This is a genomic window from Candidatus Liberimonas magnetica (assembly GCA_020523885.1).
GTDB lineage: Bacteria > Elusimicrobiota > Endomicrobiia > Endomicrobiales > JAFGIL01 > Liberimonas > Liberimonas magnetica.
On sequence record JAJAPY010000001.1, the window covers coordinates 83,935 to 101,529 of the forward strand.

The 17,595-nt window shown below is 40.7% G+C and carries 1 protein-coding gene (only partly in view); it reads left to right on the top strand.

Translation table 11 applies throughout. The features are described 5' to 3' along the window. Positions 1-17,556, top strand: the 3' portion of a protein-coding gene (locus LHV68_00275; protein MCB4790304.1) for a tetratricopeptide repeat protein. It extends 17,184 nt beyond the left edge of the window; the window shows 17,556 of its 34,740 coding nt (coding positions 17,185-34,740); the start codon falls outside the window, past its left edge; the stop codon is at positions 17,554-17,556. Positions 17,557-17,595: the final 39 nt, after the last annotated feature.

Here is a 17,595-nt window from a genome sequence, read left to right on the forward strand (position 1 = left end):
GGCTATTGGGCAGATAAGATGCCTTTATATTTTAATATGGTTTTAACATGTCTGCATATGGATAATATAGAAAAAGCTTTGGAATATAACAGCGAGTATAAAAAAATATGGGTTTCATCGGGAAATTCTGACAAGGAATTCAATGCTATTACTAAGGCTAACATTCGTGAGCGTTATTTTGCAGCAGAAAAAGCCCAGGCTGTTCCAGGCCAGGCAAAAGATGTTCTTAGGGTTTTTGGAAAAGCTGTAACTTCTGCAATTGGGCATACGGCCAAGGCGGCAGAACAAGAACCCAAATCAAAACCTAAAGCTCCTGCGCAAAATACCCAGGTAACAGAATCAGCGGTACTGAGAATAAATCTTAATGAGATAAGAGATTATTTTATAAAAGATGCCAAGGAAACTTTTGGTTTTTCTGAACAAGACATAGTCGATGCTATTAACAGATTAGCGTTACAAAACCCTGAAAAGGCTATAGAAATAGTATTTAATGCTGCCCAGAAAACTGATGCTGCCTTTGCTTTAAAAGAGGCATTTCTTCATTTTGAGCTAGATAAAGATTACTTTATGGACCATACCAACGTATATAACGTCATTATTAAAGATATATATGATAAATTAATACAACAGAAACAAGCACAACAGACAAAAACTCCTGAAACGACTACGCTCCCGGCGGCTGCCCCTCAACCTGCAATTGTGTCGATAGCGGTGGGCAATTATGTAACAATTGAAGGAAGTGTATGGAAAATTGATAGGATATGGCCGGACAAAAAGATACTGCTTACAGATGCATATCCTGAAGATGAGGAAGAAGTATCTGAAAAAACAGTAGGTTTAAGCGAAGTGCAAGGGGTTTTCACTACTAAAGAGGAGGCAGAAGCATCAAAGAAAGGCCATGCAACTGCGCAGGAAATAATTAGGGGACGGAGTCAACTTGTCAATTTAACAGGTTCAAAAACCGACTCTGGCACAGCCTTGACCCTTCCCGCGAACCGCCAGGCTGCGGATGAATTAAGGAATTCTTTAAGAAAAGATAATATAAGTAACAAGGCATTGAATTGGCTGTACAACCGTGGATATGTAGAGTTTAGGGTTGGGTTATTTGTAGGTAAAATAGAATTTTTCAGGACGCTTAATCCCCTAGAGTTCTTTAAAGACCATTACAGGGGAGTAGGAGCGTACGAACGCGGAGAAGTTCTAAGAGCGCTTGGTATAGGAGCAATATGGGCAGGTATGCTGGGTGCCGGGACACTGGCATTTTTGGCGAGTTTAGGCTTGGGTCTGCCGTTGGTTAGTGTATTAATAGGTATAGCGGCAGGTGTTGCGGGGAACATCATTACCCACGGGGTATATAATACCATATTTACATATGCACCTCTTACGCTCGGCCGTTATGCACAAGAGGAAGCGGAAAAGCGTTATACCTCCGATGAAATTATTAGAGATATAGAAACGCTGCTTGATTTCTATAGAGAGACTATGGCGGCAAACAAACCAAATCAGGCTAAGCTGAGAGATTTCGAACTTTTAAGAGATGGTATAAAAGAGGTGTTGAGTAAGAAACGATATATTCCTACAGGGTGGGGACAGAAGTTGAATGACTTATCTGCAAAAGTAGAACGAGCTATAAGACAGATAAACACCCAACCTGGAGTTCAGCTTGTAGAAGAAGCTGCGAAGCCTGCCTATGAAACTGAGGATAAAGGTGGAACAGTCTCTACTAGGCCAAGAGATTATTATTCAAGGGGCACTATATCTGATGAAATACAAACTATATCTTTGAGTATAGATGAGATTATGAGGCAAAAAGTGCCGGGTGCAAATAAGATAGCGGCATTAGAGAGAATCAAGCCTAAAATAGATGCCATCTTAGGCGGCAAATCCGGCACAGTAACAGGGACAGAGAGGTTGGAATTAGGCAATTTATTAAACAGGATAGAACAATTACAGGCAAGCTTAAAACAGGAAGCAAAACCTGCGCCTGCTCCTGCAAAAAAGAAAGGTTTTTTAGGTTTGAGCTTATTTGGTTCGCTGCATCAGATAGCAAGGGATAAGGCTGCGGCAAGCACCGGCATCAAGAAAGTGGGGTGGAGTACAGCAGCAGTGCTTACAATAGGCTGGTCAACGCCCTGGCTTGCGGCTATAACCGAGACGCTAGGGTTAAGCCTGTTATATCCTGTAGTACTTGGATTCGACCCGACCGGGCTTAGCTGGATAGTAATAGCAGTTGTATTTGCCATAATACATCCGGACAATTTTATCGGAAACAGGAGTTTTAAGGATTTTGCAAAGAAAACAGGAAAAAGGATAGGAGCTTCGCTTATTGTGGTGGGCTTACCTTTTATATTTGGACAATCTCAATTTGAAGCAGCAATTGCAAGCCTTGCGGGGCATTTACTATGGAACGTAATTGCCAAGCCTTTAGGCCAGCCTGAGCTGGATTTAGGGTATGTTGGTGCCGGCGGCGCGGCCCAAGAAACAGCTGATATTGCAAGCCAGGTTCCAGCACCTGCCGGGAAAACTGGTCAAAAAGCAGAAACTGCCGTCAGAGGAACAGCGGTTCCCGCAGCAGCCTCAGATTGGATAGCCGAAGATCTTTGGCAGAAGTTTTGTGAAGAAAACAGAGGCAGGCCTCCCCATATAATAGAGTATAAGGGCCCTATTAGTGTTATGGATAACGCAGTAAATAAACAACTTGTCTCCCTAAATCCTGATGACCTTGCCTGTATTATTATGGAATCAAGAGGATCCGATATAATTCACCACAAAATTGTAGTAGGAAAAGTTAAAAATCTAATGCCCATAGAATTTGTAAATATCCGGATGAAAAAAGGTTTCCCTTTTTCATTTACTATGCATTCTGAATACTCTGTCAGGGGAAATGTTTTATACCTTGAATATGCCAGAATCAAGGATAGCTTAAAAGGGGAACACCTCTTCTCAAAAACAATGGAAAAAAATGTTACTACTTTAAGTAAAAAATATCCAGGGAGTAGGTTTGTATCTATTCCTTTACAGGCTTCTATGGAACATTTATTGAAAAAATACTATGGAGCAAGAATTGCTGCTAGAGATGAGATTTCACACCTCACTCAACTTTTTAATAATCTTGTAGAGTTGCCTGATGGAACTGTTATGATCGGCGAAACGCCCCGATATGATGAAAAATTGGGCCGGGTAATCCTTCCTGAAATAAAAACCCCCGGTTTTAATATCAGCCACTTCCCAAGTATTCCCGGCCTTACCAATGAACAAATTACAAAAATTCTTGATATTTTATCACAATATGACGATATTGATAATGTTTATCTATATGGGGATAGGGTAAGAGGCGACTCTGGAAAGTTAGAAATGTATATTACGCTAAGTGATAGGCAGGATGAAAGATATGTTGAAAGAATACAAGAAAGAATTAGAATGGTAATTAACGTTGAAGTAGAAGGTTACCCGCCCATGAAAGATGTTGCTCTGGATATTGTAGTAAAATTTTTAGCGCAACAAAGTAGTGTTATTCAAATTATGAAGGATGGCAAAATATTAGATACTCCAAAAGTTTTTACGGAAAAAGGCGAACAAAAACCCTCTGAGGCTGCTACGACGCTTTTAACCTTGGACCTTGGCAGGTGGCTTGGGTTTTCTGACCAGAAGACGAGGTTATTGCTTGCGCCGATTGCCGTATGGGAAAATGTGGTTATGAGCTTTGCGCCGTTCCTGTTCGGGAAGATACACGAGCAGTACGATGCCGATAAACAAAACAAACTTACAAAATTTGCCTGGCTGAATGCGGTCATCTCGCTTGCTGCCGGGTTGGCGCTTGGTACATTATGGCTGGTAACTGGCATGGGTCCGGTGCTTGCTATAGCCGGTGGATTGATTGTATGGCTTGGCATAATGCCGGTGCTCGGCCACGGGCTGTGGGACTGGGGCCCGTGGGGAAATACGATGTGGCGTGGCAGGATAAATCCCGAGGCTATACCTGCTACTACCGGCAGGTTTGAGTTTATACCTAATGATCAAATAAAGAAAATGATAGCAGATATAGATTGGCTGGGTTTGTATGACACTGCAACATATGCTCAAAACCTGATAGATACAATTATATTGCCGTTTATCGCAGAGGTTCGCAGTAATCGGAATCTTACGCTTGAAGATCAAATAAAAGCTTTGGAAGGAGTGCAAAGGTTTATAGAAGCGGTATTTAACGATCAGGTTCCATTGTTAAAACCGTATTATTTGGGCAAATCCAATATATTGCAGGCTTTCTATTTTAATCAATTATTGCCTACTATAGGACAATTAAAACAAGAACAGCACAAAGAGTCGGCACAAGAAAGAAAAAATGGATGGATTGGAAAGGGTGTGGAGTTGGTTGTTACGGATACACTTGTTAACGCAGCTGGGATTAATGAAATGCTTGGCCGGAATTTAGCTGTAGTTTCCAGAGCGATAACAACTGCAATAATTCCGAATATAAATAAAATAGCGCCGGAAAATATTAAGGAAAGGCAGGAAGACAGAAAAATAACATTTGATGGTAAAATTATAACAATAAGGACATATAAAGGTAAAGTAATACAAACACAAACAGCAGAAGGTGTGGCAGGATTTGCAACATTTAGCGATGACGGGGTTACACTGTCTGTATCAGAAGGTTTCTGGGAACTATGGGATGAGAGACAACCAAGTGATATTACCGATGATGAACTTAGAGTAGTTATTAGACACGAATTTGGCGAAAATAAAGCTCGCCAAGGGAATGATGATGGATTTAACAGATATTTAGAAAATGCCAGGGCACAAATGTCCAAAGAGTTTAAAGATAGTGCTTTTGCAACTAGAGCAGTTGAAGAAATAGCCCAAAATCTACCTATTCAAAATTTCATAAAACTTTACCACGCATATAGGACGTCATTAAATGACGATGAAGCCGAGCTTATCAAAAAAGCAGAACATATGGTAGATTTTGAAATATCAATGATTGATTTTATGCCAACCGATGAAATTATAAGTTTCTTCCCTAGCGTTAAACTGGCCGTAAATACCACAACCAATCTTAGTTATATAATTGACAAAACTGAGTCTGCTCTCAGACAACAACAAAACAAGGAAAATGCTTTAGCCTTGATTAGCCAAGGCGGAGATCTGGCTGAATTAATTTCCGCCATAAAACTTACTCCTATTAAGACTCCGGTTGGCCCCTCATATATAGCCACTGGCGACTTGGTAGCTCCTATTGTTGATGCTTTTGTTCAAGCATCAATAACAATGGATGAAGATAATACAACGGATCTGTTATCTATATCGTTGGAAAAATTGATCGAAGTATGCAGTCAGAATAATGATAATTCGGATAAGGCAACATATGTATTGCGTACCCTTTTACTAAATGATGGCGCTCATCGTATAAGAGCTATTACGATAAACCTTTTAGATAAAATGGAAAAAGAGGGCAAGTATCCCACTAATGGCACAATTAAAGATATTATTTACGGGGTATCAGTTAACGAAACTGATACAACTGTCCTTAAAAAAACATTTGATATCGCATTGAAGAAATTAGAGAGATTGGCAATAAAATCTCAACAGATAAAAACTGCAGATGGATCAAAGGATCCACAATATCAGGCTTATATGGAACTAAACAATATCTTTGTTGATTTTCTGGTATACATCTGCAAAAAAATAAATGACAATGACAGCCAAGCCGGAAAAGAAATGTTACATACTTTATCTACAATGATCGATGAAAACCGGTTTGGCGATGATATTTCTTCGGAATTTGTTTCTAAGATTATGCAAAATACAGGGAATGATCCCCAAATATTAAAATTTATTTTAGGAAAAATTACAGGGTTAGATGAAGATAAAGAGCTGTTAATGCAAATGATGGTGCCAAACGCTCCAATCGGACAAATAATTACCTATTTATCTGAACATGGCTTGGATAATGAGAGGTTGGGGTATTTAATAATACGTGAAAACAAAGCAAATTTGGATTTGTTAAGAAATATTATAAATTCCGATGCAATTGATCCTCGGTTCAGATTTTATGCTTTGACATGTTTTACAGGCCAAGTTAATAAACCAGAAAATGAAGACCAATCAATAAAAGAGATTGCTGAAATGACAGACAAGTTAAGACCATATGCAATACATTTTATAGAGACCATGGTTTCTGCACAGGGATGGAGAGAAAAACTATTTAGTAACTTCTGGCTGCAGGATGAAGAGGCAAAGGTCTATGTAATGGCAGTTATTCTTTCTATGTCAACAATAAAAGATGTACCTCAATTGAATGATCCCGAGACATTCTTAAGAATAATGGCACGCAATAATAAGACTATAATCAGAGAATACCTGGATAATGCATATAGCGACTTTGTATTAGGCGGAAATTTAATGAAAAAGGAGTCAAACAGGTTCTTTTTCCAGACTATAGCCCATGAAGTGGGGCATAACGTTCTTGTTGAACAGGAATACGTTTCTGGAGGATTAAAAGCAAATACATTTCATGAATTAGTTGCTGATTTATGCGCACTTGCATTTTCTGATTTGTTTAAATGGGAAACAGATGAGTTCAAAACTATGCTTAGATTCTCAAGCCTATTTCAGCAGGCAAAAGACTGGTATCAGTTCAATATTAAGGAAGAACATTTGGGTGCCAGGGCTATATTAGTCCTTTTAGAGAAATCATATCCTCTGCATAAATTTAACTGGCCAAGGTTGTTAAATAGTGTTTTATTCGTGTTATATGAAAGAGATATTGATACTGAAAATAATTTGCAAAATTTTATGGACCAAGTGTTGCAGCAATATATCTTTAGTAGAGAAGTATACACCGGATGTTTGAAAAAATCTACAGGATCTATTTTTACAAGAATAATAAGTTCTTTTATGTTTTCACCAAGAGCTAAAGATAGTTTTAACATATTTTTTAGCGGCAACGATGAGTTTGAAGAATTAATAAAGACGATACAAGCCCATGCCACAATTGCTGCCACTACGCCTGCCACATATGAAGTAGGAAGGAAGCTTGGGTTTAGTGATAGTTTTACAAGGAAGTACCTTGCGCCGGTTGCCGTATGGGAAAATGTGGTTATGAGCTTTGCGCCGTTCCTGTTCGGGAAGATACACGAGCAGTACGATGCCGATAAACAAAACAAACTTACAAAATTTGCCTGGCTGAATGCGGTCATCTCGCTTGCTGCCGGGTTGGCGCTTGGTACATTATGGCTGGTAACTGGCATGGGTCCGGTGCTTGCTATAGCCGGTGGATTGATTGTATGGCTTGGCATAATGCCGGTGCTCGGCCACGGGCTGTGGGACTGGGGCCCGTGGGGAAATACGATGTGGCGTGGCAGGATAAATCCCGAGGCTATACCTGCTACTACCGGCAGGTTTGAGTTTATACCTAATGATCAAATAAAGAAAATGATAGCAGATATAGATTGGCTGGGTTTGTATGACACTGCAACATATGCTCAAAACCTGATAGATACAATTATATTGCCGTTTATCGCAGAGGTTCGCAGTAATCGGAATCTTACGCTTGAAGATCAAATAAAAGCTTTGGAAGGAGTGCAAAGGTTTATAGAAGCGGTATTTAACGATCAGGTTCCATTGTTAAAACCGTATTATTTGGGCAAATCCAATATATTGCAGGCTTTCTATTTTAATCAATTATTGCCTACTATAGGACAATTAAAACAAGAACAGATGCAAAGAGAAGGTGGAAAAGGAAGAGGCTTTTCTGGTCGTTTGGGACTGGGTATCGGTACTGTAAAGGATATAGTAAACGCTGTGCTGAGCCTGGCAAAGATAGATGCGGTTGTAAATATAGCTTATTTATCAGCAAGATTAGCCAAGGCCGGGCTTTCTGCTGATGAGCAGGGCGTAAGGTATGCCAGCCATGATGAAACAGGTAAGGTAAAAATAGAGGCTTCGGCAGGGGCTCTTGATAAGCTTGATAGAAAAATAGAAAAAGTCGTGTCTTTTGATTTTGATGGGGTTCTTTCGGAAGTTACACAATATGGAACTGCTGAACTGGTATCCCTGGTAAAATATTGCAAGGAACATGGTATTAAAATTGTTGTTGCTACAACGACAAAGGCTTTAGGAGTTAACGATTTACAAATATTCTCCATGTTGTGCGGTATAAGCACAAGTGAAATTGATATTAATTCCGTAGATTTAAAGGAGGATAAATCAAAGCTGGCTGTATTACACAAGAAGTATCCTGAAGCAGATATAATCCACATTGATGACGATAATACTTTAGCGACGCATGGATACAGCGGTAGGCTCTCCGGGTTGGCAGACATATATAAACGGTTGGAGAAAGATTTAGCTATAACAGCCAGGATAGAGCGGCACGAAAAAATGGAGTTTAATGCGCTGAAAGTCATGGAACTCAAATCCGCTGAAGAGGCACAAGGTGAGGCAAGGCTACTTGCCGGATACTTAACACAGCCGCAGCAGAAAAAAGAGTTTAAGGATGCAACTTACGAGGACTGGCATAAATGTGTAAAAGCAATAGCTGAACAAGCCCTGAAAGCTAATGTATATTCCGGAAGTTTCACGGTGTGGGGCATAACTATTGAAGACGTTACGCCGTACATCAGTGATGCGAAGCTTATCAATGCCATGGAGCTAAACATAATTGATGAAATTATAAATGCCTTAAAAGAACTGGTTCCTGCCGTTGCAGGACAATTAGCCAAAATTTCCGCAAAGGCTGTGCTCGACCAATTAGCCAATGCAGAAGAGCCCGGCGCAGAATTAAACGAAAAGGAAATAAAAGAAACCATTGAAGAATTAAAAACATTTATAGGGGATATTTGCAATAGTACAAGAGAAATAGTAATTAAAGCCCGCGAAAAGGGCGGGGATGCAAAAGATAGAGAAGAATATTTAAACGGTATTGAATCAGCGGTTGCAAGAACAGAACGGTTGATTCCTTCTTTTGACGAACTTTTTGAATTTATAAATAAAGGTAGTCATATTGAGCCGTATATATTTAGTGAACAGAGTATTCAAGAGATATTTAATAATATACCCGCCCGCGCTGGTTATAAAGGGAAACTTACGGTAAATATTGAACAAGGCGTAAGCTTTTCCAAAACCAACATATTCCTGATTGAACATACCATTTTAAGAGAGCTGCTTACCAATGCTGTAAAATATGGCAAAGAAGAAATAATAGTGGCTGTAAAGAAAGACAAAACCGGAAATATCGTTATTGGAGTTTCTAATATTATGATGAGTGCCGATGAGCTAAAGGCAAAAACTATTTCCAGTTCAGGAATGGGAACTCAATTGCTAAAGCATTTAGAGGAATTATTCGGTGAGGGCTATGCCTATCCTTCTCCTGTGAAAAGGCCGGTCCTCCAGGGACAAGAAGAGTATGTAGCAACTGTTACGATACCTGACACTGAACCTAAAGGCAATATATATGCATTTGTAGAAAGCACTTTGTTTCATGAAGTTGGTAATGGCATATATCTAATGCTTGGGAATTTCGAGATGGCTCAGCAAGATAACGTTGTAGACCTGAAGGATACTATCTGGGAAGATCTGTATGGATGCACAAAACAATTGGCAGCATTACGTGAGAAGTTAAAGGGCTTGGTAACAACAGAACAGAAATTAAGGGAGCTGTTCTTGAATTGGCAAAAACGCCCTGATCCTTTAGAAATAAGGAGTTTATCCAATGAAGAAATTGAAGCTGCTGCCAGGCTTTTTGGAGTGAAAGATATTAGTAAATTTGAAAACTCGCTTACTTTCAAGGAACTGGACAACTTATTACCTTATATCTATGAAGTCGTTGAACGGATCCTGGATGAATATAAGGGGCAGAAAATAATCGTCTTTGGCCGGGATGGTGAAATTTTTTACGATGCTTTACGTACTGTCCTTGAAGGGTCTCCTGAGCAGGATAATGTAATATTATTCCCGGGCAGCCGTGCTTTCTGGCAGAATGAAGATATGACCGAACAAGAGCAGAAAAGGTTTTTAGAGAGTCTGGGGATCACAAGGCAGGCTCTTGACCGCGGTGAAAAATTTGTACTGCTTGATGCAGGTTTCAATGGTTCTCTTGCCAATCATGTTCAGTATATTATTTTACATAATTATGGTTATTCGGCTAGTTCTGAAAATGATGTAGACCGCGTACGGAAAGCGCTTCCAAACCTGGTTCTTGGTAATTTACCGGGTATGAGGGGCATGTCTTTTGCATCAGAAATAATGCCCTTTGATGTAGAGGCTCAAGAGCTGAAAAAATTATTCCCTAAAACATTTCCCGCGGCTGTAAAAGGAGCAATTTATGCTGAACCAACAGCAAACTATATTTTTGCATTTGCTTTACAATTGTTACCGAAATTTCATGATTTTTATAAGAAAATGATTGAACAGGATGACGGCAGTTTAATTGCGGTCCCTGAAAATAAGGCTGTTGTATCACCACTAGCGGATATTGATACTAAAACAAACCCGGACGATTCCCTGGTTAACCCTCTGGCTGCGCTGTTGATTCAAAAAAGAGTTGCCGAATATTTTGGTGCCAGAAAAGCAGATCTGTTATCCAGGTTAACAAGCAGGGCGGCTGCTCCAGCTGCTGAGCATGAAGGTGCAAAAATTGAAAGGGCAAAAACAGAACAAAACAAGATTAATTTATGCCAAAAACTATCCGCTCTTTTAGAGACCCGTTTCGGCATTACTGGGCATGAAGATTTCAGTAAATTTCCTATGATAGAGGGGGAAATCGAAACAGTGGAAGCCGGGACAAGGATTATTACGAAGGATACAGATGCAGATTACGTATATCTGCTTTTGGATGGAAGGGTTAAAATTGAAAAGCCTATAGACGAAGGTATTATCAGGTATGAGATCTCATCAGGAAACCTCTTTGGCGAGTTTGCCATGACGGCTTTTAACCAGAAACGTTCAGCAAATGTAGATTCTGTAGATAGAGTTACATATCTTAAAATACCTATAAGTTCACTAAGGACCAAGGAAAGTGCAAGATTTGTCAAGTTAGTAGCAAAATATGTTGGTGCTGTTAATAATGGCAATGAGCGTTTGGCCGGTCTTATAGAGAATAAGGATCTGAATGAACCGATAATAGGCAAACAAGGCATAACAATCACTGTGCGTCAACTTCCTGGTAAACCTGATGAATATGAAGTTATGGATAAAGATGGGAAAATTTTATATAAGGGGAATGTAATCTACTTGCCGCCTGCACGAAAACGCGAGTTTACGGGGTTTGGGTCTATTACTCAGATAATAAATGAAGTGCCGGGTTTAATTGCAGCAGCAGCGGCAAAAAGAGGGTTGGCTAGTGAAGAAATAAAAAGCTTAATGGACCTTATTGATATGGAAGCATCTCTATCTATCGAGATGGACTTATTCACGACTTATTATCATAATTACGCACATACTTTGATAGTAACTTACGCTATATTACACATGCTCCCCCGGGGCTTGCCTAAAAAAGATATTAAAACCGCTGTCCTTGGCGCTTTAAGGCATGATTTTGATATAAGGACAGCCGGGAAACAAGCGAATGTAGGAAGGACAATAGCTCAACTTAGAGCGATACGTTCGCAGATTCCGTTAGATTTGGCAAAAAGCGGGGTCTTGGACATAATGAGTATAGGAGAAATTTCAGAACTAAACAAAGCCATGCAGGCTTTTATGGCCGGGGATGTAGATTTTGATGAAATAGAAGCGGAAATTTTAAGAACAGATTTTAAGTCAAAGCCAAAAGCCTCAAATTCTTACGCCGCGTATCTTTGGCCTGACGCTGATAAAAGGAATACGGAAGTAGAAGCAATAAATGGATTGATAGGAGAAATGCGTCAAGCAACTGCGGATTTTGCCAACGGCCTAGAAACAGCAGAAGAACAAGCAGAAAGGACAGCAGAAGCAATCAGGACAAAACTGAAAGAAGTTAGAAGCCTGGCTAATAACCTGTCAGATTCAGTATTTGCAAGACGGTATTTTGAAAAGAGAATAGGTGAAATATTCTTTGCCGGAAAACCAAGAGGAGAGCTTAGCCCGGGACAACAAAAAGAGTTTGACACCTATATAGAAGACTGGATAATTTTATGTAAAGGGCTTGAAATAGAGCTGGATTATTATGAATCATTGAAGAAGGTCGATAAAAAAAGACGCCGGGCGGTAAATCTCTATGCGACCCTAATATCAAAGGGTTGTGACCAGGCAGGGTTTACCTGGCTGTGTAAGCCTCTTGTAATAAATGATACTGTAAAAGGTATGGCGCAGGAAGGGATTGCTGCATCTGCTGCAGGTAATTTTGTATTTTTTTATTACCAGGAATTGCTGGATTTGAAAAAACCTGAAGTCAGAACATTCCTTGAAAGTCTGCCTGAATGGGCGCTCAACATCTTTTTTAATAACATGAGATATTATGCAGATGTGTCGGATGCAGCAGGATTTGTCAAAGACAACCCAAAACACTGGTCACAAGAGTGGGAGAGGATAAAAACTGAAATACTTGAACTGCGAAACCCCGGCATTGAAAGGATGCCGGCACCGGGCGCGGCCGCGGCTAAAGCAGGCCTTTCTACAGCCATGACAAAACAAGTAAACCGCAGGGCTGAACCAGGGATGAGAAAGTGGCTTGACAAACAAAACATAACAAAAAAATGGATAAGAGCGCCGCTTGTTGCTGCTGCCAGATACATAGCTGATGAGCAGTTTATGGGCCCTGCGCTTGAAGCAGGTGAGCTTACTAAAATAACAAGGCTTATAGGAGCCTATGTATTCAAAGGATTTAGTAAAACAGCCAGGGGTGAGTTGGCTGATGCGGCGAAGGGGTTTGTTAAGGGTCACGGCTATACCGGAACGTTTAATATTTTTTGGATGTATTCCGGTCTAGCCCTAATTACAGCCGTTACAGCGATTCCCGCGATAGTGTTTGTCCCGCTGACCTGGCTTGCAAAAGGGAACAAAAAACTTGAAAATGCCATACTTTCGCCCGTCCTTTTAATAAATGCCCTAGCCCACAGCGCAGTAAATCTTGCCAACAAAGTCCTGGTTATACTCTCGGTATTGGCAGTATCCCCGCTTTATATTTTATCGAATGTATTATCTCCTAAAAAAGTGGCAAAAACGGTTTACACGCCTTTAACGCGGAATGAAGGTGAAGAACAAGCCGGACGCAGCCCGATAATGACAGCGTTGAGAGAGAGTGTGCGCGAAGTGATTAACGTGGTTAACGAAACCATAAACCCTGCCGGGCCGGGAAATGCGGATAAGGTTACCGCCAATTCGCGTATTTCACTAGAAGGCATAAGGTCCGAGGAATCCTTGCAGGAGGCTCTTTTTAATGATGAGTTTATTATGCGGCAGTTAAGCGATATGGCAGATGAGAAATTCCGAGAACAATTGTTTTCTCTTATAAATGCGATGGTTACGGGAACACGCCAGGGAGAGCAGAAATATACGGGTTCAGGCACGTTAAATATTGGTTTGGAAGCATCCGGGGCTAACCTGATTTTTACTATATCCTCTACTGAAGCGGATCAGATACCTAAAGCTGTCAATGATGCTATGCTTTTATATGTTTCTCAACAACTTGGCGGAAGTTTTGAGTCGTCTTCTCTGCCGGGCGGCGCCGGCGTACAATGCAGGTTTAGTTTCCCAGAGGAGAAGTTTCCCTTTGAATCGTATAACAATAGCAAAGAAACCGGTAAAATAATTGTTCGAAACGGCAGGGTTATGTATGACTACCCGTTTGCCGCGCTTGAATTAGATAACGACTACAGCAAATCAGTTGCCTTGCATGAAGCCCTTTCGTTAGTTGAGCTTTATCTTTTGGAAAACGGTTTAGTTGATGCGCACAGGGCTCTTGCGGAGATTTACAACTCTGGAAAATTGTATGCTGAAAAAAGGTCAGAAGCAATAAATGAGCGGGAAGGGGTAGCTGTTTTTATGTATGAAGATGAAGCGCCTGTGCTGCGGGCGCAGAGCCTTATTAGTGCTTTAACAAAAAACAGTGTGCTTGCTGCAGGCTCTGAAAAGAGGTTTGACAAATGGTACAAAGCAAAAGAGCCTGCCAGCCAGAACTTTAAAGGGAAAAAAGACGGGACTAAGGCAACCGTTCTACCGTTCAGGGTGGTGGACAGGCTGGCAATCAAAAGTGAGGAAAATGATAGGCCTGCTTTTTTAAAATTTCTGAGCCAATTAACGGAGGCAGAAAAGAAGTTTTTACATTATGATGAACATACAGCGGAAGAAGGGGCAAATCTATTCAAGAATGAAATCAGCCCTGCCCTGGCTAATTTTTATGATGCGTCACAATGGGGATTTTCCGGAGATTGGGAATTAAACAGAGCGATAGAGATTTCAGAAATGGATAATGAGGCGTTAAGGAAGGTCCTGGAAGAAAGATTAAAAAAAGACTATTACGACTCCATGATTTATACGAGCCGGGCAAAAATACATAATACACGGAAAGGTTATTTTCATGATTGGATGAATTTAGGTGTAAAAATATGGGGAAACTGCCATGAAAATATGCAATACTTTTCGCAAGACCCGGAAGCGATAGAAGTTGTAGGAAAAGCTATAGACACATTCATGTTATACAGGGAATGGGTATACAGGCATCAGCAGGCCGGCCCTAGAATAAAATCCAGCTATTTGTTTAATAAAAAAACGATGAGCAAGAAAAAGACAATTATAGAAGCTGTAGGCAGCTTTATGCTTACACTTGAAGAAATATCAGAAATAGAAATGATCTTTGGAAAAACAGAAACAGGACTAGGTGGCCAATTAAAAGCGGCACCTAAAGCTAAGCTCGCTGCAGAACCTTTGCCTAGTATGCAATCGTTACTTAATTTATTTGTTAGTAGTGTAACAGACGCTTTGAACCTGGCAAGGCTTACTGCCAGAGCATCTCTAGATTTAGCGACTACTAAAAAACAGAAAATGCTTATAGAAAAGACTCCGATCCTGTTAGGTAAATCGTTTGTAGCGGTCTATTTTGGGAATATGAATGAAGAAGATACCAGGAAAAAGCTGGCAGGCCTGGCAGGTACAGGTTTAAAGTCGTGGGTTCTTGAAATTGGCGGAGAGCCAAAAGGAGAAGTGATAGGAAATAATATGCAAATGGTTAATGGCCTGGAAGTAGAGGTCAGGGTTTATAAAAAAACCATAAATAAAGTTGAAATACAAGTGGTTAGCCTGGTTCCTGTACATCCTGTACAGGGGTATGAGCCGCTTGTAGCAAGGGAAGCCCTGTTTAATTTTCAGGAAAATAAAAACTGGCAGGATAGGCTTTCAGAAGCTACCGGGCTTGATTTTACCGGGTTTAAACCCGATTTGATTCAGGTTGATAACACTTCAGTTGATATGCTTGCACCCTCTGCCAATGAAGTAAACCAGGATCAAAAAACCATTATGATTGACAATGCGGCGGTAGTCTATGCGGTAGATGATGCCGTAGATGTCGATCCTGTAACAGGCCTCTTCAGGCTGAAAAGCGTGCCTGAGAAGGATTTCAGCCTGATAAACAGGTCGTCCGATGATTTGAGTACTATTCTAAAAACTTTGGCAGCTGCCTTAATTTCCAATACAGGCGTGACAATACCAAAGAATATGGTTGTTTCCATGTCCAAGGAAGCGCTTGCGGAAATGGCTAAAAACCAGTTATTTGAGCGTTACACAGATGAACAGCAGTCCCAGGTTTTGGCAACGCATACTATGATAGAAGTGCCGTTTACAGAACAAGGGCCTGACACTCCGGTAAAAAAACAAGTTTCAGCTATATATAGAGCAGGCCGTGCACCGATACTTGATTGGAGTAAACCCGTCAATTTAACTGCTTTTTTAAAAGCTTTATCGCTTTATCTGAAAGACAAAGTTAACACAGATGGAGAAGTTATAGAATACGGCGCAGCCGGGAAAGGCATTGATCTGTCAGACATTACAGATATCCAGGAAATTGACCGTTTTTTAAACGGCCTTAGGCTGGGAATAAATACTATTAAACCTGGAGCTGTAATACTTGTTAAGTCCAATAGCTCTGATTTTAATGTTCAATCGGCAATTAAAAATGCTTGCCTTAAATACAATTTTGTTTATACTATACGCTATAACATGGCTGACCTGAATGCCTCTATAGCAGCGCCTAAGGATGAGGGATTAAGGACATGCATTGAAGGTTATTTCCCCGGGCCGTCAGACCCGGATTTTAATAATGAGTTTAGGCAAAACGGTAAAACCCTGATGAGACAGCTTCAAAATCTTAATAACAGCGGTGCTGTGTTTAAAATCCTACCACATATAGCGTTTTATGAAGGGAATGTCACAGAGCTGAATCCTATCCTCTCATCGGAGGGTATTAGTTACTGGGAAATGGAAGAAATCAGGAACAGCCTGCGTGTGCTTGCCTATCATAACCAGACTCCTGAAGAAGCCTATGCGTCAGCCATGGAAAACCTGGCCGGTTTTGGCTTGAGCGAAGAAAGTTTCAGAAGCTTGTATGAAGCAGTAAATACGCCGGGAGACGTGTTTAAGAACCTTACAGCCGCGCTGGACGGTATATTAAAAACTATTCATGATGCAAAAGCTATAGGAAAATTGAATGTGGTAATTAGTCAAATAGGTAATCTTGGCCAGCTGGCAGAGATAAACAAAGCTAAACATGATGTTTATGCCGCTCATGCCATTCAACTCGTCAACGGAGTATTGGACGGTATATCTATCAACAAGAGACGGGCAAAGAATATGGCTGTTCCTGAAGATAGCAATGACAGGCAAATGCTTGGCTCTGTGCTTTCCGCCGCTGCTTATAGGTCCGGGACTGATGATATAGCTGGTGTTATTTTAAAGCATCAGAGCGACCTTAGCGTTGAAGGCATGTTTTCAGAAGCGAAGGGTTTGATGGCGGATGCGAAAACAACTCCGGACCTGAAAAAATTAAGAGATATCTTATTATATTTTGATTATGCTTATCAAAATAATGATGTTAACCAGGGTACAGTAGATGCTGTTGAGCATGCTATCGCAAACCAGGCGTTTGACGCACTCCGTAATAAACCTGAACTTGATAAGAACGAGTTAGCTGTTCTTGCAGGCTGCTATAATGCGTTGCTCCTGCTTCAGGAACTGCTGCAAAGAAAAGAGAAATTAGTTATTGACCCAAAATTTGTAAACCTAGCCGACAGCCTGCATAATAAAATAGCCGGGCTTTCGGTTTATGCGGCGCTTGTTAAAGGCCTCCAGGAAGGAGCCATACCGGATGAAAACGATATATTTGTTGTCTCTTTCTCGCACTCGCCGGTCAAGGAAGAACAGGGCATAAATTTAACTCTTTTGCAGCAACAGGCAAGGAATCTTTTGAAAAGCAAAAATGGCAAATTTGTCCGGGACCTGGCTATAAACAAGCAGGCAGGGCCTATCGCAGCCACGCTCCAGATTTTCGGCGATGTGTTTAATGAATTCAAGATGGCTGTAAATAAGAAAAAAGCAATGGAAGTAGCGATAGACACAGCCCTTGTTGCGTCGATACTAAAAGCAGGATAAGGCCGTACCACAGACTTAGGGACCAGGAATCCCCCTGTA